The following is a 22,726-nucleotide window of genomic DNA, read 5'->3' as shown; positions in this document are numbered from 1 at the left end:
TAGAAAAACATAATTTCTGCAAAAAAAAGAACAACCTGTCCTATCAAAAACAATAGAAACAGCGTTGTCCGAATAAGTTTTTTAAGTCAATTACCTTATCTCTCGATTAAGTTCACTTTGCGAATCATCAGCTTGTCTGCCGATCCGCGTTGGAACTCCTGCGGCTCACCAAAAATTTCAGCATAGATGACCTTGTTGTGCTCCCGCCGCCTTAGCTGGTAGATGATCTTTCCAGTATCCTCCAGCTCCTTCATCATTTCTGTCACACCGCCAAAGCCGGTTTTCTTCGTGATAAAACCAGTCGCCACCATGCGTTCATCCAAATAGCGCGCCGAAATCACCGAACCTTTGGCTAATGTTGTTCTTAGAGCTGTCGCTAATTCCTCTAATTCTTCAGGAACAGGTAATTCTCGTTCCACTGGTTGATATAACGTATCTCGCAAGGTATTTAACTCCTCTACTAAGGCTTCATACTGTTCCTTAGTCAGCATCACACCAGCGATTTTTTCGCGGTTAAAAATATAAACCCCGGTCTCTGCTTTACGAGCTTGAGCAAAAACATCCATTGGTGATTTTTTTACTTCTGTAATTGAAGATGTCGGAACATCTAACTTTCGCAATCCCATTCTGCTCTCCTCCTACTTCCTAGCCCTTCAAATGAAAGAACTACCCCTTATTTTCAACTGTATCCCCTTCTACAAATCACGCGAATGTTCAAGAAACACGTGAAATAGAATGACACTCTTATCGTAGTCCTCATCATTATAGCATAACCTTTCTTTAAGAAAAATCTTGATCCAATTTTCCTTAATCAGATAATAAAACCGTCTGATATCTCTCTTGAATCAATAAAGAAGAGTCTAAAGTGGGCGTCGTTTTCAAAGCAACTTGATGACTTGCAACCACAATGTTTTTCAAGGCCAAAGCCAGCCCTTCATTTTGACAATTCCTTAGCATCGGAATTTGCCGCTTTACTTCCCTACTAAGATGATCATAACTTGACGGAACCGGTCCCTGCTTCCATTTTAAATTGAAGAGTAGTATTGGAAGTCCTTGAGATAGTCCAAAGAAAAGATCAAAAAGCTTTACGTTGAATGTACTCCTTAATAGTTCGCCTTCCAAAGCAATCGTTTCTTCAATAATTCTACTCGCCTTCCTGACTTCCTGATATAAATCAGTCTGATATTGTTGGTGGCAATGGTAAAACTCAGTAAAGCTTTGAAAATGATAGCGCAAATGATCAAAGAAGAAAAACTCTGTTAAATTTCCCTGTAAATCGAATTTTTCAATGAATCGGCTGATTAGTACTTTATCTGGATACAATACCTGGTTCACTGAAGGTGTTGGTTGATCTTTATAATACTGTTCGATTTGCTGGTAGACCTCGCCTTCTTCAAAATAATAAAAATCTCTCAAATAGCGTAATTGTAACAATAAAATGATACCTGGATCACCTAAAAGCCTGCCTGCTCGTCGATTTACCCAAAGGTTCAAATGAATCAGTTGTCGATTCAGTTCTCTCATTTTTGTGTAATCTGTGTCAGCAGAAGTCTGTTGCCAAAGAAATTGTTTGAAAAGTTTAAAGCGTGGATCTTCTGTTAACACTTTCCGATGAAGCTCTAAGAAATTTGGATGGTGCTGCCGATTAATTCGCCATGGTTTTCCTTTTATCACATAGCCCTTTTGCTGTAATTCATCACTATAACGCATCGCTGTTCGAATACTCACCTTTAGTTGCTTAGCCATTTCAGTAATCGTGTACTGTTCTTTATTTATTAATTCAAGTAGCTGCAAATAGCCATGGGTTTTCTTTCTTATTATAAATTGCCAAATCATGCCTTGTGTCTCCTCTTTTACTCATTGAATTTCCTCTTCTTTAAAAATAACATAAATAGACACAAAGTTTTTTATCAACTTTTTTTCAAAAAAAAAAGCGTCTGAATTCTCAGACGCGTAAAGTCATAGCATTTATCGCCACAATAATCGTACTTAAGGACATTAAAATCGCACCAATAGCGGGACTCAGTAAAATTCCGATAGGTGCTAAAATACCTGCCGCTAAAGGGATTGCTAAAATATTATAACCGGCACCCCACCAAAGATTTTGTATCATTTTACGATGTGTTTTCTTCGCCAAACGGACAAATTTTAAAATATCCTGTAAATTGCTATTAGTCAACACAACGTCAGCCGAATCAATCGCAATATCAGTTCCAGCACCGATCGCCATTCCGATTGTCGCTCTAGCTAAAGCAGGAGCATCATTGATCCCATCTCCTACCATCATGACTTTCTTACCATCATCGGTGTAGCGTTTAATAATTTTTTCTTTATCATCTGGTAATAGCTCGCCAAAAAATTCTTTAAGACCCAGATAATCAGCCACTGCTTTTGCAGCCTCTTGATTGTCTCCAGTCAGCATAACAGGTTCGATTCCAGCATTACGCAAGTCTTTGATGAACGCTTTGGCTTGTGGCTTTATCGAGTCTCCCATCGCAAAGAAAGCAACCAGCTCTTCATCAATTAATAGGAAGGAAATCGTATTTCCCTGTGCTTGGTACTCCTTCAATTTTTCTTGATCAAAGCTCAATGCACGGCGTTCGATTTCTTTTTGATTCGCTAAAATGACCTGATGACCTTCTACTGTCCCGCTTACACCGATTCCCTTTAAGGTCGACACCTCTTGTGCTTGATAAGGGTCAATACCTTCAGCTTTCAAATAATTCATAACGCCAACAGCAAGGGGATGGTTGGTTTGCGCTTCAAGGGCTCCGATATATTTCAGCGCCTCTTCTTTACTTGTCTCTGCCAATTTCTCAATCCCTGTCACCGTAAACTTACCCTCTGTTAAGGTGCCTGTTTTATCAAGAAAAACATAATCTAATTGATTTCCCTGTTCCAAGGCTTGACGACTTTTCAGCAGCAAGCCATTTTTAGCCGCTAATGAGGTGGAACGAGCGATCACTAAAGGAATCGCTAAACCTAAAGCATGCGGACAAGCGATGACAAAAACGGTAACCATTCGATCCAATGCTTGTGGCAAATCCGCTACAAACAGCCAGACAGTAAAAGTTAGAAGCCCAGCAACTAACGCAATGTAGAATAACCATTTCGCTACTTTATCTGAAATTGATTCTAATTTTGATTTTTCCTGCTGAGCTTGCTGTACCATTGTCATGACCTTGGCAAGGTAACCATCTTCGCCAGTGCCAGTGACCTTTACTCTGATCGTACCATCACCGTTGACCGAACCGCCAATGACTGTGTCACCGACGTTCTTTTGAACACCTTTGGATTCACCGGTCACAGCCGATTCATCGACAATCGTTGTCCCTTTGATGATCTGTCCATCGGTCGGCATTTTATCTCCAGCACGAACTAAGAGCATGTCACCACTCTTGATTTCCTGAAGCTTGACCTTTTGTGTGGAGCCATCTTCTTGGATCTGATTCACCTCGTCCGGCAGTAATTCTGCTAACTTCTTCAAGGCATTGCTGGCATTGGATACGGCGTTCATTTCGACCCAATGACCTAAGAGCATAATGACAATCAGTGTTGCCAACTCCCAGAAGAAATCCATCACGTGCTCATGAGGATTCAACTTATTGGCAATAAAGGAATACAAACTATAGATGTAAGCAACTGTAATGCCCATTGCGATCAACGTCATCATAGCTGGACTCTTCATCTTCAGCTCCATTTTCGCCCCACTCAAGAAGGGTTGTCCGCCGTAAACAAACAGAACAGTTGCTAACACTAGAACAACCCACTCAGAACCCGGAAAAGTGAATTGGAAGGGCAACTGCATTCCCATCATCGGCGAAAGAACGATGATCGGAATCGATAAAACAAGTGAGAGCCAAAATTTTTGTTTGAAATTTCCCATATGCATCGAATGATCCATGCCTCCATGCGCCATCTCGTGATGGTCATGTCCACTCATTTCCTGATTCATATTGTGATGATCGTGTCCATTCATTGAATGATTCATTTCGTGATGATCATGCTTGGAATGGTCCATTTTCATCGATTCATCCATTTGATCTCCTTGTTTCATGTTGCATGCCTCCTATTTTTTACAGCATTCTTATCCTGAGAGAATTACTTTCTGTTAAAGCTTCTTTTGATTCAAACTAAGAGAATTGAGCAGCACACTGACCGAACTAAAGGCCATCGCACCGCCGGCAATGATAGGATTCAAAAAGCCTAAAGCAGCAAAAGGAATCCCAATCACATTGTATAAAAACGCCCAGAATAAATTTTGCTTGATTTTTCTTAAGGTTAATTTGGATAGATGAATACTCTTTTCAACCGACAAAAGATCGCTGTTCATTAAGGTAATATCGGCGGTCTCCATCGCGATATCTGTACCACTGCCCATGGCAATGCCGATATCTGCTAAAGCCAGTGCAGGCGCATCATTGATCCCATCGCCGACCATCCCGACCGATTGACCATTAGACTGAAGCTCTTTAACAACCTGAGCCTTATCCTCCGGTAAAACTTCTGCAACGATATCTGATGCCTGTAAGCCAACCTGTTCACCAATATATTGCGCTGTCTGAGGATTATCACCTGTCAGCATTTTTACCTTGATTCCTGATTGATGAAGAGCAGCAATAGCGGCTTTAGAAGACGCTTTGACTTGATCCGTTACCGAGATCATTGCCAGCATTTTCTTACTGTCAGTTAAGAACATCACCGTTTTTCCTTCTTCTTCTAACGCTAACACACGATCTTCAGGAAATGAAATGTTTCGCTCTTTCAAGCCGCGTTTTGAACCAACAAAATAGGATTGCCCATTGATTACGCCGGTAACGCCTTGCCCTGTTAAGCTCTCAAAATTGTCGACGGGCAAGATTTCAACCTGATCTTTTCCATAATGATAGATTGCTTTTGCCAAAGGATGCTCTGAATGCTGTTCTAGACTTGTTAAATAAGCCAAGGCCTGCGGATCCACTGCTTCAAAATCTGCTACTACTGGCTTGCCTTCTGTAATCGTTCCAGTTTTGTCCAAAACGATTGTTGTCAGGTGAGCAATTTTTTCTAACGCGCCGCCGCCCTTAATCAGAATTCCTGATTTCGCGCCTAAACCCGTTCCTACCATAATAGCTGTCGGTGTCGCTAAACCAAGTGCACATGGACACGCAATCACCAGCACAGAGACGCTATGGACGATGGCCTGTTGCCAATCACCAGTCACTAAACCGGTCGCGAGCAACGTAAGTAACGCCAATCCCAATACTGTCGGAACAAAAATACTAGAGATTTTGTCCGCGATCTGCTGGATCGGTGCTTTTTCACCCTGCGCATCCTCCACCATCCGGATAATCCGTGAAAGGACGGTCATACTGCCGACTTGTGTAGCACTAAATTGAATGCTGCCTGTGGTATTAACGGTGCCGCCAAACACTTGATCGTCTACCTGTTTATCCACTGGTAAGCTTTCCCCGGTAAGCATGCTTTCATCAATCGTTGTCTGTCCTTTTAAAATCTTTCCATCTACCGGAATTTGTTCCCCAGGACGAACCCTCAAAATGTCACCAACCTGTACCTCTTCGATTGGTACTTCCTTTTCTTCGCCTGCCACAACAATCATTGCCGTCTTGGCTTGCAGACTCATTAACTGCTTGATCGCATCACTGGTCTTGGTCTTAGCTTTTTGTTCTAAATACTTCCCTAACAAGATCAAGGTGATAATCATGCCGCTGCTTTCAAAATACAGATCTGAATTGTGAGGATTGAAGAAACCATTATACACACTTAACGCAAAAGCAGCCGAGGTTCCCATCGCTACCAGCACATCCATATTCGGAGCTTTGGTTTTCAACGCATGATATGCCCCGCGATAAAAACGCTGCCCAACACCAAATTGCACAGGTGTCACTAGAATTAATTGAACTAATGGAAGGTGTAAAAAGTGTACCCAGCCTGCATGACTGCCTAAAAGCATCGCGATCATGGCAATCATCAAAGGAGCTGTTAGTACCGCACTTAAAATCAAATCCCGCTTCATCTTTCCAAGGTAAGCGGCCTTTTCTTCTTGGATTTTTTGCTTATGCGCCTCATCAAACAAAATCGCGCCATAGCCAATAGCCTCAACTCGTTGAATTAAATTTTCCGCCGTCAAGTTTCCATCAAACTGAACGGTTGCCTTTTCCGTTGCCAGATTCACATTCGCCTCTAGCACACCTTCTGTTGCTTTCAGCTCCTTCTCTACTCGAGCAGAACAATTGGCACAGGTCATGCCAGTGATGGCAAATGTTTCTACTGTCGTGTCTGCCAATTAGATCACCTCAGTTTCATACCCAGCTTCAGTCACTGCTGCAGCAATTTGGTCTGCGGAAACTTGCGCTTCATCGAATTTAACAACGCCTTGATTCTTCTTTAAATTGATTTTGACCTTATCGATCCCATCTAATTGATTGATCGCCTTTTCCACGTTCGCTACGCAGTGATTACAGCTCATTCCGTTGATTGCAAATTGTTTTTTCATAATAATGATCTCCCATTCCTATTTTTTTATGGCTGTCGCCAATTATTTATGATGATTGCATTCACACTGACCGGGAATACAATTGCATTCGATCGTGGCTACAGTTTTCTTATTAATTAACTGCGCTTTGATCATTTCCACATCTGCATCTGTCAGTTCCGCTTCCGCAACTAACTCCGCGATTGTTTCGCCGATTCGTTTCGCACAAATATGAGAAAACAAATTTTCCGTCGCACTTTTGACCGTTTCGCCTTCACTGATTGCCGGATAATAAATGTATTTTTTCCCAGCTTGCTCTGTCCGAACTGCTTCTTTTTTTACTAATCGACCCAGCAATGTTTTGATCGTCGCTGGTTTCCAATCCATGGTTTGTCCTAAAATATCAATAATTTCTTGCGCTGTAGTAGATTCCTGCGTCCAAATTACCCGCATGACTTCCCACTCCGAGTCACTGATTTTGATCGGTGTCACCGTCATTGTCATTACTCTTCGCCTCCTTCGTTTACATTTGTAATCTACAAACACAGTTTACATTTGTAATCTGTTTTAGTCAACTGATAAGCGAAATTTTTTTAACTACCTCCAACATACACACTACTCATTCATATTACGAAAAGGGAAACTGGCAGCTAACTCATTCAATTAGGAAATTCATTTTTCTAAAATCAGGAAAAATGAGCTTTTTTTCGTTCGCATACCATCATGCTAAACTGGACGTATAAAAATTTCTTTTTCCGTATTAAACGATCCTCTTTCCATAAAAACTGCGAAAAGCATGACTGGCAGCTAACTCATTCAATTAAGAAATTCATTTTTCCAAAACCAAGAAAAATGAGCTTTTTTTCGTTCGCATACCATCATGCTAAACTGGACGTATAAAAATTTCTTTTTCCGTATTAAACGATTCTCTTTCCATAAAAACTGCGAAAAGCATGACTGGCAGCTAACTCATTCAATTAAGAAATTCATTTTTCCAAAACCAAGAAAAATGAGCTTTTTTTCGTTCGCATACCATCATGCTAAACTGGACGTATAAAAATTTCTTTTTCCGTGTTAAACGATTCTCTTTCCATAAAAACTGCGAAAAGCATGACTGGCAAAAAGGCTCTGCAACTAGAAATAGTCGCAAAGCCTTTTCTTCTATATAATCTTATTTCACTCGCAAACAACGCATCGCATTCAACACTGCGATCACTGTCACACCAACATCAGCAAATACAGCGGCGTACATCGTTGCAAATCCTAGAGCACCTAGCAATAGAACGATGACCTTCACTCCGATCGCAAAAACGATATTTTGTTTCACAATGCCCATCGTCTTGCGAGCAATTTGGATTGCAACCGGAATTTTAGCTGGCTGATCATCCATGATCACGACATCCGCTGCTTCGATCGCTGCATCCGAACCAAGTCCCCCCATAGCGATCCCGATATCTGCTCGAGCTAATACAGGCGCGTCATTCATTCCATCACCGACAAAGGCGGTCTTTTGCTCATCAGACAATTCTGCTTCCAAATGATTGACCTTATCTTCCGGCAACAATTCACTGTAGACCTGATCAATCCCGACCTTCTTGCCAATCGCATCTGCGATCATCCGGTTATCACCTGTCAGCATCACCGTCCGTTTCACACCTAAGCTTTTCACTTCTGATAAGGCTTCTGAGACATTGTCCTTCAGTTCATCCGCGATCAATAGATGACCAATGTATTTTCCGTCCATTGCCACATAAACGATCGTGCCGATTTCATTAACTGCTTGGAAGGGAATATCGTATTTCGCTAACAGCTTTTCATTCCCGACTAAGAAATGATGCCCTTCAATCTCAACGGAAATCCCAAAGCCGGCAATTTCTTCCAATTTACTAACTGGTGATAACGGTTGGTCCACGTACTTCACAATTGATTGTGCAATTGGATGACTGGAGCTTTGTTCAGCGCTGGCAACATAGCGTAAGAAATCCTTTTGATTGATCGTTGTTTCCACCTTTTGAACTTCGAAAACGCCTTTAGTCAAGGTTCCGGTTTTATCAAAGACCAGCGTTTCCACATTCGCCAACGTTTCAATGTAGTTACTTCCTTTAATCAAGATCCCAGCTTTACTAGCGCCACCGATTCCGCCAAAGAAGCTCAACGGTACGGAGATCACCAAAGCACAAGGGCAAGAAATAACTAAGAAAGTCAACGCTCGATACACCCAACCATAAAAAGGTTCACCCATAACTAACGGCGGCACAATTGCTAACAACACAGCCAGACCAACAACGATCGGTGTGTAGTAGCGGGCAAAACTGGTAATAAAGTTTTCCGCCGGCGCCTTTTTACTGCTGGCATTTTCAACTAAGTCTAAAATCTTGCTGACGGTCGATTCACCAAAAGTCGTCGTGACCTCCACCGTCAATTGTCCGCTTTGATTAATGAATCCGCTAAGTATTTGTTCACCCGCATTGATACTACGTGGGACGGATTCACCAGTCAACGCCGAAGTATCCAGCATCGAACGTCCTTCTTTGACGATCCCATCTAATGGGACCTTCTCCCCAGGCTTAACTAAAATCTGATCGCCAACACGAATTGTTTCCGGCGCAACCTTTCTTACTTCGCCATTTTGGATTAAGTTCGCCGAATCAGGACGTATCGCCAATAGGGAACTGATGGATTTTCTTGATTTTGCCACAGCATAATCTTGGAAAAATTCTCCGACTTGGTAAAACAACATCACTGCCACAGCCTCAGGATATTCACCGATCGCAATCGCACCAATCGTTGCCACAGCCATCAAGAAATTTTCGTCGAAGATTTCACCATGAAAAATATTTGTTATCGCAGTCTTCAAAACATCGTAACCAATCCATAAATATAAAATCAGATAAGCGATGAACTCCCAAGGCATTGTTGGTTTAACAATAACTAACACGCCTAACGCTAAAATTGCCATACAAATTTGAATGATTTTCCCTTTAGAACTCTCTTCGACTTTTTCTGTTTGCACGCTATTCACTTCAACATCTGGCTCTAATTTGTTCACGACCTCTTTAGCTTCCTCGCAAACCCGCGCGATTTCCTTTTCAGGCGCTTGAATCGTTAGCTTCGTGCTCATAAAATCAACCTGCGCATTTTCTACCCCTTTAATTTGTTGGACGGAACGCTCGATTTTTGCTGCACAGTTAGCACAATCCAACCCATCCAAACGATATACTTTTTCCATGAGATACCCTTCTCTCTAAAATTACATATGAATGTTTCTTCATGTATATTATATATGAGCGACTATTCATGTGTCAAGCGGAAAAGAAAGCTTTTTCAAAAATAATTTAACAGTATAAACCCTGATATGAAAGTATTTCTATTAAATAAGGAACTTTTTTTAAAAAAAGTGGTTGACTTCTAGACCCGCGGTCGGTATTATTAAGTCAGAAGCAACGACCGACAGTCGGTTTAAAGAAAGGAGGTAAGACATGCGCATCGTAAAAGAGCATGATGAACGAAGAAATGAGATCATCATCACCGCCGAAGAATTCTTCTTAACCAAAGGATTCAACAAAACAACCGTCAATGACATTCTGAAACGAATCGGCATCGCGAAAGGGACCTTCTATCATTACTTCGTTTCAAAAGAAGAAGTCTTAGATGCCGTCATTGGTCAAATCATTGATCAAGAAATTTCAAGAGCGAAAGAAATCCAAGCTTCAAATGGATCAGCACTAGAAAAGCTCATCACCTTCCTTGCACAAAATAGTCAGGAAGATGAACGAAAAGAAGAAATCGTCGACAAATTCCAAATGCCGGAGAATTCCTTAATGAAACAGCGAGCGCTAGCCGGTACCATCAATCAAGTTTGTCCCGTCTTAGCAGAAATGATTGAAGTTGGCAGACAGCAAGGAGAATTCAACACAGCTTATCCGCTGGAGAGTATCCAATTCTTAATCGCCGGGATTCAAACGATGTTTGACGAAATTGAAAAATTACCACCTGAAATCATTCAAAACCGAATCATTGCTGCAACAGATTTAATTTACAAAACCTTGGATGTGAACCCAGAAATCCATCCTTACGATCAAACTACCGAACAATTACAAAAAATCTTTATCCCATAAGCTCAACAAAACCTGTTGAGTTTAACATTTAAAACTAAAGTGACCGACAGTCGGTCAAGAAAGAGGAATTTACTATGAACAATACAGAAATGATGGAAACACTAGCTATCCAAACAAACGAAGACGCTATGACAATCGAAAGCATTTTAAAAAGCTACGAACACTATTGCAACGAAAATATTACTCGGTACTCCAGCAAACACTTAGCTGCAATCATCGACTTTATCACTGCTGAAACTCATTTGCCAGAAGAAACCTGCTCAAAAGTAATGACCCAGTTCTTTGACACAGTGAAAAAACAAATTAAACATAAATTCTTTTAACCTAAAAAAATGAAAAGAGGAAAATAAAATGAAAAAACTTACTATCATCGCAGTGGCACTCATTACTCTAGGTGCGACTTCGCAAATCGTCGAAAAGAACATCGACAAAGAAGAAGTGAAAACTGTTGTTACTACGAATCTCAAAGAAAATGCTTCCGAGAATGAATCAATCTACTTCCAACATGAAGATGACAAACAAGGATCATTAATAGAAAAAATTGGATTTTAAAAAAGCGTCGAGGCTATCCTCGACGCTTTTGCTCTATTTCAATTATGGATAAATACGGTTCAACAGACGTGGGAATGGAATAGCCTCACGCACATGATCGATCCCAGCAATAAAGGTAATCGTTCGTTCAAGGCCTAAACCAAAACCTGAGTGTGGAACAGTACCATATCTGCGTAAATCTAAATACCATGAGTATTCTTCTTCACTAAGATTATGCTCACGGATTTGTTCTAACAAGAAATCATAATCCGTTGCACGTTCTGAACCGCCGATAATTTCACCATAGCCTTCAGGCGCAATCAAGTCCGCACAGATGACAACATCTTCCCGAGTTGGATGTGGTTTCATGTAGAATGGTTTGATCGCCTTTGGATAATTTAAAATGAAGACTGGGCGGTCAAAGGAGTTCGCGATAAAGGTTTCATGCGGCGAACCGAAATCATCGCCCCATTCGATATCATCAAAACCATTTTTCTTCAATAATTCTACGGCATCATCATAAGAGATTCGCGGATAAGGAAGTTTTGTATAGTTCTTCAAAATTTCTTTGTCACGGCCCAGTACATCTAACGCGTAATCGCAATTATCCAATACGTTTTGAACTAAGTAAGCAACGTACTGTTCTTGAACCTCTAGGCTATCCTCTTGGTGCATGAAGGCCATTTCTGGTTCAATCATCCAAAACTCAATTAAGTGACGGCGTGTTTTTGATTTTTCTGCACGGAAAGTTGGACCAAATGAAAATACTTTTCCTAGTGCCATTGCGGCTGCTTCCATATACAATTGTCCACTTTGAGATAAATAAGCCTTATGGTCAAAATAGTTCGTTTCAAATAAGTCGCTGGTGCCTTCAGGAGCTGAACCTGTCAAAATCGGCGGATCAACTTTCACGAAGCCGTTGTTGTTAAAGAATTCATAGGTCGCACGAATCACTTCGTTACGAATTAGCATGATCGCGTGCTGTTGTGACGAACGCAACCATAAGTGACGATGATCCATCAAGAAATCAACACCGTGTTCTTTTGGTGTAATGGGATAGTCATGGCTTTCACCGATCACTTCGATCTCTTTCACACCTAGTTCATACCCGAATTTTGAACGAGTATCTTCCCGAATTTCTCCAGTCACAATGATTGATGTTTCTTGCGTCAATTCTTTGGCTAAATGAAAGACCTCTTCTGACACTTCACTTTTTACAACAACTGCTTGGAAATAAGCCGTTCCATCACGCAATTGTAAAAAAGAGATTTTTCCGCTTGAACGCTTATTAGCGACCCAAGCACCGATTTTTACTGTTTCGCCAACATGATTCTTGGCATCAATGATTTGAATTTGTTCCACAAATGTCTCTCCTAACTTATTTATCCCGAATTGATGTTTTACTTTTTACTATTTTCAATAAAGCGGCGAATCCGTACAACGGCTTCTTCTAAGTCCTCCATGCTGGCTGAATAACTCATCCGTACACTATCATCAGATCCAAATCCTTCACCAGTTACCAGCGCTACTTGTTCTTGCTCCAACAGATCGTTAACCCAAGTCGTTACATTGTCATAGCCGCCCATCTCCATGGCTCCCTTGATATTTGGAAATAGATAAAATGCCCCTTGCGGTTTTTTCAGCTTAAAGCCTGGTAAATCAGCCACCTTCGGATAGATCGTATTTAAGCGCGCTTCAAAGGCTTGCCGCATTTTTTCTGCCGTTTCTTGTTCGCCAGTTAAAGCTTCAACAGCCGCTACCTGGCTGACGGAGGTTGGATTACTTGTCGCTTGAGAGGCGATTGACGTCATTCCGCCAATGATCTCAGCATTCCCAATCGCATAACCGATTCGCCAACCGGTCATAGAATAGGTTTTTGATACCCCGTTGATGATCACTGTATGATGGAAAATCTCGTCAGATAATGAAGCCATATGCGGCGCTTCGTTCCCATTATAAACAAGATGATCATAAATATCATCTGAGACAATCAGCAGTTCATGACGGACGGCCCATTCGCCAATTTCCCGCAGCTCATCTTCTGTGTAGATCATTCCTGTAGGATTTGACGGCGAATTAATAATAATCGCTTTTGTCTTCTCAGTCCGAGCTGCTTCAAGTTGATCAACGGTTATCTTATAATCATTGTCCTGAGCACCAGTAACAAAAATCGGCATTCCCTGTGCCAATTTAACCTGCTCTCCGTAACTCACCCAATAAGGCACTGGGATAATCACTTCATCGCCTGCGTCCAAAATCGTTTGGAACAATGTGTACAACGCAAATTTTGCGCCGCTGGTTACGATGATGTTCTTCGGCTCAATAGTTAGATCGTAATTCTTCTTCGTAAAGTCCACAATTGCCGTCTTTAATTCTGGTGTACCGCCGGAAGCAGTATAGAAACTAACCATTCCGCTCTTGATTCCTTCAATCGCAGCTTGCTCGATATTCTCCGGAGTCGTAAAATCCGGTTCTCCGACAGTTAGACTAATAACATCTAAGCCTTGAGCCTTCAACTCTTTGGCTTTAGCTGTAGCGGCTAAAGTGACGGACGGTTCTAGGTTTGTTACACGCTGTGACAATTTCATAACTGATAACTCCCTTACCAAGATTTTTTAAATTTTTTTGATCTCTTTGATCGTCTTGCCGTCATTAAATGCCAGCAAGTAATAATAAATCGCGCCCTGTTCATCTTTCGCAGTAATCTCCCAAGCAGTCTGGTCGCGATAGATTCCCAGATCAGCCTTTTCAAAGATTAGCTCTGGGTGATCACTTTCAAAACGTTTTTCAGCTTGCTGCTCTGTCAGACCATCCTTTTGATTAAGAACGCGGATTTTTTCCCCCGATTCTGGAACGATCACAATAATCGCTTCTCCAGAGTTGCTTTCACCAGTGACGGTGAAATACGTTTTGTCACGGTTAAACCAATAGAATTGATCTACCGTTTTTAAATCGGCATATTTCTCTGCCATTTGAACAGCCTCTCTTTTGGCTTGCTGCATCGGACGATTTGAACGAATAAAAATCATGGTCGCTACCACAATGATAATCAGTAAAAATGCCACGATTCCTAAAAGCCATCGGTTGAGCCGTTGTTGTCCTGCACTATTCGTATCCAAAATCATACTCCTCTCAGACAAGCTACATTATACCAAAAGAAGAGCTTCGCCTCATTAATTCTCTGTACTTTTGTCAGAATTTAAAAATTGGTCGGTCTCAAGTAAGATTTCTTCCAACGGTAGCTGTTTGATCGGCAATTCTTTTGGCAAAGCTTTGCGTAATTTTTCCCCATAGCCAGCAGTGATAAAGCGTTGATCTAATAACAGCATCACACCCTTATCCTTTTCTGAGCGAATCAAGCGTCCCAATGCTTGCCGCAATCGCAATGCAGCATGAGGAACCGCTTCTTGGAAAAAGGGATTGATTCCTTCTGCTGCTAAAAAATCATTGCGCGCTTTTACTTGAAGCCGCTGCGGATTTTCAAATGGTAGACGTGTTACGATTAAAATCTGCAAAATATCTCCTGGTAAATCTATCCCTTCCCAAAAACTATCCGCACCGAACAGCAACGCGTCTTTAGACAATAAGAACCGCTTCAGCAGTTTTTCACGACTGCCGCCGATACCTTGAGCTAATACTTCTCTGCCTTCGTTTAGTAAAGGGACACGCACACGCTGATAAACACGATTCAAGATATCGTGTGAAGTAAACAGAACCAAGATCGGCCGTTTTTGATTTTCTGCCATCTTATGTACGACACTCGCTACGTAATTCGCGTACTGATCAGGCGAGGTCGACTGGATACTGATACTATTAGTCGGCAAATACAAACGCGCTTGTTCGGCATAATCATAGGGACTGCTAATGATTTTCAATGCGGCATCTGGAATTCCCCAGCGCTTCGCAAAATAATGACGATCACTGCCGATTTTTAGCGTACCGCCTAAATAAAGAATCTGTTGATAGCGATCATACCATTTTGTCTGGCTGATCAATGAAGCATCTAAATCCTGTACTTGAAAGGTTTTACGTTTCGCATTAAACCAATGAATATAGCGAGCGTCCCATTTTTCGTTAAAGGTCTCAAACGCCTGCTGTTGCTGAGCCAAATTCTCTAACAATAATTGGAGGTCACTCCACTCCGCCTGTTCCTTGATACCAAATGTCTCTTTGTACATCGTAAAATACGCCTGCAACTGATCCCCTAGCGTCAAGGCGTCCTGATAAAGACGACCGATACGCTGTAAAACTTGTTCGCCAGCTAGAGAAAGCTGATTGATCATATCTTTAGTAATCAACCGCTCATTTTCTGTTGGGTATTCGTCCTTGAAAATTTGATAAAAATCAGTCAAATCCTCATTCAATTCCTGCAATACATCTTGAAAAATTTCAAGTAGATGCTGCGTCTGTTGATCCTTTTGTACGAGTGCTTGCCAAACAGAAAATTGCTGATTATCGAACAAATGAGTGATCATGCGTTGAATTGCTAGAAGATTAAAATGCTGGCTAGTAACTTTTTCCAACACCCGATTCAAATGATGTGCCTCATCAATGATCAAATAAGGACTCTTCGGCAGCTGTGGCTCTTTGCGCTGATCCTCTTGGGCTAAGTAAGCGTGATTTGTCACAATTAAATTACTTTGAGTCAATTTTTTCTGACGGTGACGAATAAAATCAACCGCATAAAAAGGGCTATTAGGGTTCAATGTATGCGTTCCTAAATGAGCTACTTCTTGCCAAAAAGGATGCTTTAAACTGGTCATATTCAGTTCATCAAAATCCCCGGTCTCGGTTTGGGTGAGCCAAACGAGCAAAGCCATTTGATAAAAAGTATATTGCTTTTGCTCAGATTTCTTTTCAAAGCTTTGATAGAAGCGTTCTAAATCAATATAATGTCGACTGCTTTTCATCACCACCGCCTGCAAAGGCTGATCCAATAAACGATTGAACAGTGGCAGATCATGATTCAAAATCTGTTCCTGCAGCAATAAAGACACCGTACTAACAACTATCGGCTTTTCTGGTGTTGCTAAAAAACTCATAGGCAACAAGTAGCCTAGTGTCTTGCCGATTCCTGTTGCGGCTTCCACCAAAACATTTTTGTCATCCTTTTTATTAAAGAAATCATACACCAGGTTCATCAAACGAGCCTGTTCTTTTCGAAAATCCAATTCACCTTGATAGACCTTCTCCTTCGCCTTTCGCGAACGCGGATAAGCCTTCGTACCAAAATAATTCTCTGAAAAGAGCGGCACCTGTTTCTTTCGCAAAGCCAAACCATGAATAATGGCTAAATCTTTTGATAATGGTTTAGGATTGGCCTGCATCTCTCTTAAGCAATTTTCCAAGTAATTCTTTGTTTGAAAAGCCATCTGATCAGCAGTATCAACTATTTTTTCTAAGGTAATGATTGGCAGCTCTTTTATTTTCGCTTCTAAGTGCAGCAATAATTGCGCTGTCACATCTGCATCGCTATCAGCCTGATGCGGGTTTTCATGAACCAAATGCAGTTCTTCTGCCAAATCCTTTAAGCGAAAGCTCAAAGTGGTAGGCATGAATACTTGCGCTAATTCTACAGTATCAATACCAGGAATCGTCAGCGGCGGCATCCCACAGCGTTCTAATTCATTACTTAAAAAGGGATAGTCAAAATGAATATTGTGAGCTACAAAGATCGTATCCGCTAATAAGTTCGTAATCGTTTGCGCCACGTCTTCAAAATAGGGGGCCCTTTTGATTCGCTGATTCGTGATTCCAGTCAACGTTTGGATCTGCGCTGGGATCGGTTGATCCGGATTGATATCAGTCGAAAAATGCGTGACAATCTTCCCATCTTCAATTAATACACAACCGAATTGAATGATTCGATCCGTTTTAGGGTCTGTTCCAGTCGTTTCAATATCAACAACGGCATAATTTTTTTTCACCTGCGCCCCTCCTTTCTCAGATTCGTAATAATTAGAAGAACTATACGTGATCGACGAAGATTTATGCTCCGTTTGTTATTAGCTTACCTCACGCATTATATCTGAATAGTACCACTTTCTACAAGAAAGTTCTTTGTTTAAAACGATTCGACTTTCTTTCGTACTCACAAATAAGTCCTTCCTTTTCAAAATCTAAAGTAAAAAATCACAAAAAAAGCCAGATGCTTACGCATCTGGCATAAAAGTCTACTATAATTAAGCTTTGTTAACGTTTGTAGCTTGAGGTCCACGTTGGCCTTCTTCAACGTCGAAAGTCACTGCTTGACCTTCTTCTAAAGTTTTGAAGCCGTCGCCTTGGATAGCTGAGAAATGAACGAATACGTCGTTTCCGTTTTCAGCAGTGATAAATCCGTAGCCTTTTTCTGAGTTGAACCATTTTACTGTACCTTGTTCCATGTTAAACATCCTCCTAGGATAAAAAATTGATTTGTAATTACTTGAATGGTGAAATAGGAAAGATGTTGTCTGAAACAAACTTGCCAATATTACCGTACAAAAACTACAATTAGAAGTATAACATAGATAAAGCGATAACACTAGGTTATCGCTCAAAAAACTTTTTCTTAATATATTTGAAATATTTCGTTTCTAATACCGCAGGATCGCCAATAAGCTTTTCTCATCCGGTGCATCCTTTTGGTCTAGAACAAAGACCTGTCCACCATTTTTGATAACATTGTCGGCAATTTCGTTCAATACTTGTCGACGATCATATTCTACGTCGGGATCTTCGCCAAACCCATCTACAAGATTTGCGGTCGCAATAAATAAATGGGAGACTTTTCCTTCTTTCGCTGCTGGAACGATATCAATCAATTGATCAATAAATTTTCTATTAATCAATTTTTGATAGGTTTGTGTTTCCACTTCTGCTAGCTGATCCGCTATTTTTTGTGCTTCTTGTTTAATATCATTGATATTCATCTGAGCAGGAGATCCACTGATCGCTGCTTTATCTGAGTAATAAGGATTTTTAGCAATTTTTTTGAATTGCGCTTGATTTTCTGGCAAAGCAAAAAGATACACTGGCAATTGATCCGGATTCTCTAATTCCTTCAGAAAATTATCGACAGCTTGGTAATAATTCACCCAATCAATTTCAACTTCTTCATCCTTCGTACTGACTCCATGAATACTACCGGCCTCACCGCCTCTTGTAGAAACACTTAGATTTCCTCCAGTCAGCTCGTCACCTAAAGCAGTCACGATATCCTTTGGTGCATCTTCTGGAAGCTCGATCAGCTCGACTTCTTTATTGCGTACAAAATAAAGTTTCATAGAATCTCTATTTAAAGCCATTAAATAATAAGCATAGTTGAATTGTGCATTCTTAATGATTGCCAAAAGATACGGCAGATCACTTACATAGTATTGATCATCAACTGCAATACTTAAACGATGAACATACATCTCTTTTGCAGTTAGGATTACTGCGACACTTTTTGTTCCGCTGCGCCAAAAATCTCCATCTGCTAGTAATTGATCGATTTTTTCTTGGAATGGTTCAAAGCTGTGATCAGTGTACTTCTTCTCAAAGCGTCGCTTCGCTTCTTTAGCAAAGTTTTTAAACATGATTTGATCTTTTTCAACATCTTGATGCGCATGATGAGTATTCAACATAAATGTGATAAAAGGACCGGTTGCTTCTTCTGAAGTCAATTCAGTTAGTAACTTTTTACTGATATTTGCCATAAATGTACCCTCCTATTTAATCTTCCAACCCAAGTGTAACATAGCTCTCAATTTCCTTAAAACGAAATGCAACCCTTACATTATGAAATAATCCTAAAAATTTTACTGTAATTTGCATAAGTCTTTTCTAATACATTTCTTAGTGATTAACAAACAGTCGTTCATGATTTCATTGATTGAATGCTTTATCATGAATTTATACCAATTATCCCGAATTGGTTTTTCATACTTACTCCTACCAAGAGTAAATAACAACCTTCATTTCCACCATAGTGACGGCTATGGTGGTTTTTGTCATTCCAACTTTTCGCAGTTCCTCAAAGTCAGACTGACAAATTTCATTCTCAAATTAGATATTGATACGAGGCGGGTAGTTGGATGATATGCGTGATGAGAATCAAATTAACTTTTTTTCGGTTTTTGAAAAAAGTTAGTACGCTAAAACGAATTAGCTGCCTGCCAGTTGCCTCTTCCAATACGTTAGTGGAATCGTATGCGTGACGCCTATCCATTTCCCTCAACAAAAATTTGTTTGCGTTTCCAAATTTTGCTAAACTAAAACTAACAAAACAAGGGGGTGGACCATGAAAACTGCCGAGGAAATGTACCAATTCTGTCAAGATACCGGGTTTTTCTCTGGTTCAGATCGTCAATGGGGTGTCAGACTTTTTTCTGTCTTAGAAAAGCAGCTAAGGACGGATGAAGAGGTACTGATTTGCTTCATTGGACTGCACAATCGAACATCTGCTACAAAGAATGATGGATTTTATGCCTACGCCTTGACTGATCAACGTTTTATACTAGGACAAAAAAAGTTGATCGGTGATGATTTCAAAGTCATTCCTTTGACAAATCTCCAAGACCTTCGACTAACCAAAGTAACCAGCTTAGATATATTGGAAATTGCTTCTTTAGAAGGAACAATTAAAATTGTCCTAACAGAAGAAGAAGCTCCAAAAGTACTGACACAATTAAAGGAAAATATACCACTCGTCACTAAAGAAAAAAACTCTGAAAAGCAATTAAGCAAAGCAGAACAACTTTTAAAGATGAAGGAATTACTGGATCAAGGAATCTTAACAGAAGCAGAATTCGCAAAAATAAAAGAAGACATTCTTAATTAAAAACACCTATCTAAGAAGGAAACAATTTCTTAGATAGGCGCTTTTTTATTGGATCGCTGCTTTACCTGTTTCACGCGTACGAATGCGTATCGCTTCTTCAATCGGATAAACAAATATTTTTCCCGTTCCGCATTCCTCCGATTGACACGTTTCTAAGATCAAATCAACCACTCGCTCGACATCTTCATCCGCTAAGATAAAACTCACCGACACTTTAGGTAATAACGTAGTGATAACTTCTTGTCCGCGAACATGGCTTTTTTGCCCCTTTTGAAGTCCACAGCCTAATACTTGACTGACTGTCATCCCGTTCACTTCTATTTCTTGATCAATCGCTGCTTTGATCATCTCTAATTTTTCTTGTCTAATAATCGCTTCAACTTTTTTCATTGCGTCCTCCTCAGGCTATTTTTAAGAATCCATTCCCATAAATGTCGGATAAGCATTTTCATCATGCTCGATTTTATCCAACCCTAGGGCTTCTTCCTGTTGTGATACTCGAATAGGCATGAAGGCTCTAATTAATGAAATAATCAAATAGCTTGCTGCTCCAGCAAATACCAGCGTAAACAGCACACTTTCAATTTGAGCGATAAATAAATGAGTTTCACCATAAATTAGCCCAACTTTTCCACCAACTGAAGGATCAGCGAAAATTCCTGTTACAATTCCGCCAAAAATTCCGCCAACACCATGACAACCGAACGCATCCAAAGCATCATCAAACCCAAGCTTTTGCTTGATGACTGAAATGAAGAAGAAACAAAATGGACTTACTAAAGCACCAATTAACAGACTAGACCAAATTGATACAAAGCCAGCCCCAGGTGTAATAGCGACCAATCCTACCACAGCACCTGTACATGCCCCAACAACAGTTGGTTTACCATTTAAAATTTTCTCAATCAACATCCAAGATAGCATCGCACAGGCGGCCGCTGTATTCGTCGTAATCATTGCATGAATTGCCAAACCATCAGCAGCTAATGCTGAGCCGCCATTAAATCCAAACCAGCCAAACCATAAAAGCCCTGTTCCCAAAACAACAAAAGGAACATTGTGTGGTCGATAATCACCAAGATGGTACTCGCGACGACGACCTAATACGATTGCTAAAACCAGCCCTGAAATTCCTGAACTAATATGCACGACATTTCCTCCGGCAAAGTCAATTGAGCCGATCTTATCAAGGAAGCCTCCGCCCCAAACCATGTGTGCCATTGGAAAGTAAACCACGACCAACCAAATCGCGATAAATAGAAAAATCGCAGAAAATCGCATCCGACCAGCAACTGATCCTGTTAAAATCGCTGTTGTAATCAAGGCAAACATCATTTGAAAGAAAGCAAACAATCCTTCGGGAATTCCATCACCTTTAGTCATAGAGACCCCATTGAAAAGTACTTTATCCAAATTTCCGATAAAATCTCCATCACCACTAAATGATAGCGAGTAGCCAATCACTATCCAAATCAAGGATGCTAGTCCCATTGTACAAATGACCATCATCATTGTGTTCAAAATATTTTTTCGTCGTTCTAGCCCACCATAGAAAAATGCTAATGCGGGAGTCATGAGAAAAACTAATCCTGAACAAATCAAAATAAATGCAATATTCGCTGCCATCAAACCACTCCATTTCTTTTTATGTTAAGTATTCTAACATCAATCTTAAATAAAAAAAGAGTTTTTACTCATTTTTTTCATTTTTTTCTAATTTAATCACTTTCCATGTCAGAAAACTTCACATAAAAAGAGCAGGGATAAATCCCTGCTCTTATAATTCGTGGTACTCTCTGTAAACATCTTGTTTCTTCAATCCATGTCGTTTGGCTACCGATTTAATTGCTTCTTTAGCTAGCTGTCCTTCTTCAACTAATGCTTCAACCTGCTCTTTCAACGTTCCTTGGAATACTTCCTCTTCCAATACCTCCGTTGTGCCAGAAACTAACAAGCAGCACTCCCCTTTTAAAGAATGCTCTGATAGATAATCCATCAATTCTGTTACCGTCCCCCGCAGATATTCCTCATATAGTTTGGTTAATTCCCGACAAATCACCACATCACGGTTTCCAAGAATTTCAGAAATATTTTTGAGTGTTTCTTTTACACGATGAGGCGACTCATAGAAAATCAATGTTGCTGTCTGATTTTTCAACTCTTCTAATTCTTTCTTCTGAGCGCTTTTCTTTCGTTGTAAAAAGCCATAAAAATAAAAGGGTTGAGGCAATAATCCAGAAGCAATCAAAGCTGTCATTCCGGCAGTGGCTCCAGGCAAGGCAACCACTGGAATATCCTCTTCTATGCAAGCTACCACTAATTCATGTCCCGGATCACTAATTGAAGGCATCCCAGCATCACTGACCTGAGCAATCGATCGGCCTTTTTTTAGGAAATCCAATAACTCAGGGATTCTTTCGTTATAGTTATGTTCATGTAGGCTCTTTTGTGGAATCTTCACATCAAAGTGATTCAGCAGCTTCTGGGTATTCCGTGTATCCTCACTGGCGATTAAATCAACGGTTTGCAATGTCTTGACTGCACGAAAAGTCATATCCTCCAAATTACCGATCGGTGTCGGTACTAAATACAATGTGCCAACTTCCTGTGAGAAACTTTTCTGGATCTTCACGATCATTCTCCTAACTCATTTTCATTTTTTATCTGTTAAAAATTACTATTTCTAATTCTTTCTCGTAAATCCAATCAAAAATTTGAAAAACTAGCGTTATCTTCGTGTACAGATCAATGCAACGATAGACTAAATCCAAAACTGATTAAAAAAGTGGGTGTGACGAA

20 protein-coding genes are annotated in these 22,726 nt (G+C 40.4%); 4 read left to right on the top strand and 16 right to left on the bottom strand.

The genetic code is table 11. The features are described from left to right. Positions 1–95: 95 nt before the first annotated feature. From AUF14_RS01370 to AUF14_RS01340, 7 genes are all read right to left on the bottom strand, one after another. Positions 96–626, bottom strand: a complete 531-nt coding sequence (locus AUF14_RS01370; protein WP_010745652.1) for a hypothetical protein — start codon at positions 624–626, stop codon at positions 96–98. 181 nt (positions 627–807) lie between these two features. Next, on the bottom strand, positions 808–1,836 hold the full coding sequence (locus AUF14_RS01365) for a helix-turn-helix domain-containing protein (RefSeq protein WP_049221860.1): 1,029 nt from the start codon (positions 1,834–1,836) through the stop codon (positions 808–810). A gap of 109 nt (positions 1,837–1,945) precedes the next feature. Then, positions 1,946–4,057 (bottom strand): heavy metal translocating P-type ATPase, encoded by a 2,112-nt coding sequence (locus AUF14_RS01360; RefSeq protein ID WP_049221862.1) that lies wholly within the window; start codon positions 4,055–4,057, stop codon positions 1,946–1,948. 54 nt (positions 4,058–4,111) lie between these two features. Further along, a complete protein-coding gene (locus AUF14_RS01355) occupies positions 4,112–6,286 on the bottom strand; it encodes a heavy metal translocating P-type ATPase (RefSeq protein ID WP_016180895.1) in 2,175 nt (724 codons plus the stop codon). Beyond that, positions 6,287–6,496, bottom strand: coding sequence for a copper chaperone CopZ (copZ, locus tag AUF14_RS01350; RefSeq protein WP_010745648.1), 210 nt, complete (start codon positions 6,494–6,496; stop codon positions 6,287–6,289). It lies immediately after the preceding gene. Between the two features lie 42 nt (positions 6,497–6,538). Next, on the bottom strand, positions 6,539–6,979 hold the full coding sequence (locus tag AUF14_RS01345) for a CopY/TcrY family copper transport repressor (protein ID WP_016180896.1): 441 nt from the start codon (positions 6,977–6,979) through the stop codon (positions 6,539–6,541). Positions 6,980–7,646: 667 nt separating this feature from the next. Next, positions 7,647–9,704: a heavy metal translocating P-type ATPase gene (locus AUF14_RS01340; protein ID WP_016180897.1), complete on the bottom strand. Its 2,058-nt coding sequence runs from the start codon at positions 9,702–9,704 to the stop codon at positions 7,647–7,649. A 250-nt stretch (positions 9,705–9,954) separates the two neighbouring features. Here AUF14_RS01340 and AUF14_RS01335 point away from each other — a divergent pair, with 250 nt between their 5' ends. From AUF14_RS01335 to AUF14_RS01325, 3 genes are all read left to right on the top strand, one after another. Further along, a complete protein-coding gene (locus tag AUF14_RS01335) occupies positions 9,955–10,593 on the top strand; it encodes a TetR/AcrR family transcriptional regulator (protein WP_016180898.1) in 639 nt (212 codons plus the stop codon). A gap of 74 nt (positions 10,594–10,667) precedes the next feature. Beyond that, positions 10,668–10,916 carry a hypothetical protein gene (locus AUF14_RS01330; RefSeq protein WP_016180899.1) on the top strand — a complete coding sequence of 83 codons (249 nt, stop codon included), beginning with the start codon at positions 10,668–10,670 and terminating at the stop codon, positions 10,914–10,916. 28 nt (positions 10,917–10,944) lie between these two features. Continuing rightward, complete coding sequence (locus AUF14_RS01325) at positions 10,945–11,145, top strand: hypothetical protein (protein WP_016180900.1); 201 nt, start codon at positions 10,945–10,947, stop codon at positions 11,143–11,145. A 42-nt stretch (positions 11,146–11,187) separates the two neighbouring features. Here the strand turns inward: AUF14_RS01325 and asnS are convergent, their stop codons facing one another. From asnS to AUF14_RS01295, 6 genes are all read right to left on the bottom strand, one after another. Then, positions 11,188–12,486: an asparagine--tRNA ligase gene (gene asnS, locus AUF14_RS01320; RefSeq protein WP_016180901.1), complete on the bottom strand. Its 1,299-nt coding sequence runs from the start codon at positions 12,484–12,486 to the stop codon at positions 11,188–11,190. Between the two features lie 38 nt (positions 12,487–12,524). Further along, positions 12,525–13,712 (bottom strand): pyridoxal phosphate-dependent aminotransferase, encoded by a 1,188-nt coding sequence (locus AUF14_RS01315; RefSeq protein WP_016180902.1) that lies wholly within the window; start codon positions 13,710–13,712, stop codon positions 12,525–12,527. Between the two features lie 27 nt (positions 13,713–13,739). Next, positions 13,740–14,243 carry a cell wall elongation regulator TseB-like domain-containing protein gene (locus AUF14_RS01310; protein ID WP_016180903.1) on the bottom strand — a complete coding sequence of 168 codons (504 nt, stop codon included), beginning with the start codon at positions 14,241–14,243 and terminating at the stop codon, positions 13,740–13,742. Between the two features lie 54 nt (positions 14,244–14,297). Next, positions 14,298–17,051 carry a helicase C-terminal domain-containing protein gene (locus AUF14_RS01305; RefSeq protein ID WP_049219934.1) on the bottom strand — a complete coding sequence of 918 codons (2,754 nt, stop codon included), beginning with the start codon at positions 17,049–17,051 and terminating at the stop codon, positions 14,298–14,300. Positions 17,052–17,306: 255 nt separating this feature from the next. After that, positions 17,307–17,507, bottom strand: coding sequence for a cold-shock protein (locus tag AUF14_RS01300; protein WP_010745638.1), 201 nt, complete (start codon positions 17,505–17,507; stop codon positions 17,307–17,309). A gap of 192 nt (positions 17,508–17,699) precedes the next feature. Then, a complete protein-coding gene (locus AUF14_RS01295; RefSeq protein WP_016180905.1) occupies positions 17,700–18,803 on the bottom strand; it encodes a baeRF6 domain-containing protein in 1,104 nt (367 codons plus the stop codon). Between the two features lie 584 nt (positions 18,804–19,387). Here AUF14_RS01295 and AUF14_RS01290 point away from each other — a divergent pair. Continuing rightward, entirely contained in the window at positions 19,388–19,927 is a 540-nt protein-coding gene (locus AUF14_RS01290) for a PH domain-containing protein (RefSeq protein WP_016180906.1), read from the top strand. Positions 19,928–19,972: 45 nt separating this feature from the next. Here the strand turns inward: AUF14_RS01290 and AUF14_RS01285 are convergent, their stop codons facing one another. From AUF14_RS01285 to rsmI, 3 genes are all read right to left on the bottom strand, one after another. After that, on the bottom strand, positions 19,973–20,317 hold the full coding sequence (locus AUF14_RS01285; RefSeq protein WP_016180907.1) for a P-II family nitrogen regulator: 345 nt from the start codon (positions 20,315–20,317) through the stop codon (positions 19,973–19,975). A gap of 21 nt (positions 20,318–20,338) precedes the next feature. Beyond that, positions 20,339–21,553: an ammonium transporter gene (locus tag AUF14_RS01280; protein ID WP_016180908.1), complete on the bottom strand. Its 1,215-nt coding sequence runs from the start codon at positions 21,551–21,553 to the stop codon at positions 20,339–20,341. A 151-nt stretch (positions 21,554–21,704) separates the two neighbouring features. Next, positions 21,705–22,565, bottom strand: coding sequence for a 16S rRNA (cytidine(1402)-2'-O)-methyltransferase (gene rsmI / locus AUF14_RS01275; protein WP_034876563.1), 861 nt, complete (start codon positions 22,563–22,565; stop codon positions 21,705–21,707). Positions 22,566–22,726: the final 161 nt, after the last annotated feature.

Source organism: Enterococcus avium, from assembly GCF_002891025.1.
Taxonomy (GTDB): domain Bacteria; phylum Bacillota; class Bacilli; order Lactobacillales; family Enterococcaceae; genus Enterococcus_A; species Enterococcus_A avium.
This window is presented reverse-complemented; position numbering and strand designations above follow the sequence as displayed.

Coding starts and splice junctions, on each gene's coding strand:
- AUF14_RS01370 (WP_010745652.1), bottom strand. CDS start 626: ATGGGATTGCGAAAGTTAGATGTTCCGACATCTTCAATTACAGAAGTA.
- AUF14_RS01365 (WP_049221860.1), bottom strand. CDS start 1,836: ATGATTTGGCAATTTATAATAAGAAAGAAAACCCATGGCTATTTGCAG.
- AUF14_RS01360 (WP_049221862.1), bottom strand. CDS start 4,057: ATGAAACAAGGAGATCAAATGGATGAATCGATGAAAATGGACCATTCC.
- copZ (WP_010745648.1), bottom strand. CDS start 6,496: ATGAAAAAACAATTTGCAATCAACGGAATGAGCTGTAATCACTGCGTA.
- AUF14_RS01345 (WP_016180896.1), bottom strand. CDS start 6,979: ATGACAATGACGGTGACACCGATCAAAATCAGTGACTCGGAGTGGGAA.
- AUF14_RS01340 (WP_016180897.1), bottom strand. CDS start 9,704: ATGGAAAAAGTATATCGTTTGGATGGGTTGGATTGTGCTAACTGTGCA.
- AUF14_RS01335 (WP_016180898.1), top strand. CDS start 9,955: ATGCGCATCGTAAAAGAGCATGATGAACGAAGAAATGAGATCATCATC.
- AUF14_RS01330 (WP_016180899.1), top strand. CDS start 10,668: ATGAACAATACAGAAATGATGGAAACACTAGCTATCCAAACAAACGAA.
- AUF14_RS01325 (WP_016180900.1), top strand. CDS start 10,945: ATGAAAAAACTTACTATCATCGCAGTGGCACTCATTACTCTAGGTGCG.
- AUF14_RS01315 (WP_016180902.1), bottom strand. CDS start 13,712: ATGAAATTGTCACAGCGTGTAACAAACCTAGAACCGTCCGTCACTTTA.
- AUF14_RS01300 (WP_010745638.1), bottom strand. CDS start 17,507: ATGGAACAAGGTACAGTAAAATGGTTCAACTCAGAAAAAGGCTACGGA.
- AUF14_RS01295 (WP_016180905.1), bottom strand. CDS start 18,803: ATGGCAAATATCAGTAAAAAGTTACTAACTGAATTGACTTCAGAAGAA.
- AUF14_RS01290 (WP_016180906.1), top strand. CDS start 19,388: ATGAAAACTGCCGAGGAAATGTACCAATTCTGTCAAGATACCGGGTTT.
- AUF14_RS01285 (WP_016180907.1), bottom strand. CDS start 20,317: ATGAAAAAAGTTGAAGCGATTATTAGACAAGAAAAATTAGAGATGATC.
- AUF14_RS01280 (WP_016180908.1), bottom strand. CDS start 21,553: ATGGCAGCGAATATTGCATTTATTTTGATTTGTTCAGGATTAGTTTTT.
- rsmI (WP_034876563.1), bottom strand. CDS start 22,565: ATGATCGTGAAGATCCAGAAAAGTTTCTCACAGGAAGTTGGCACATTG.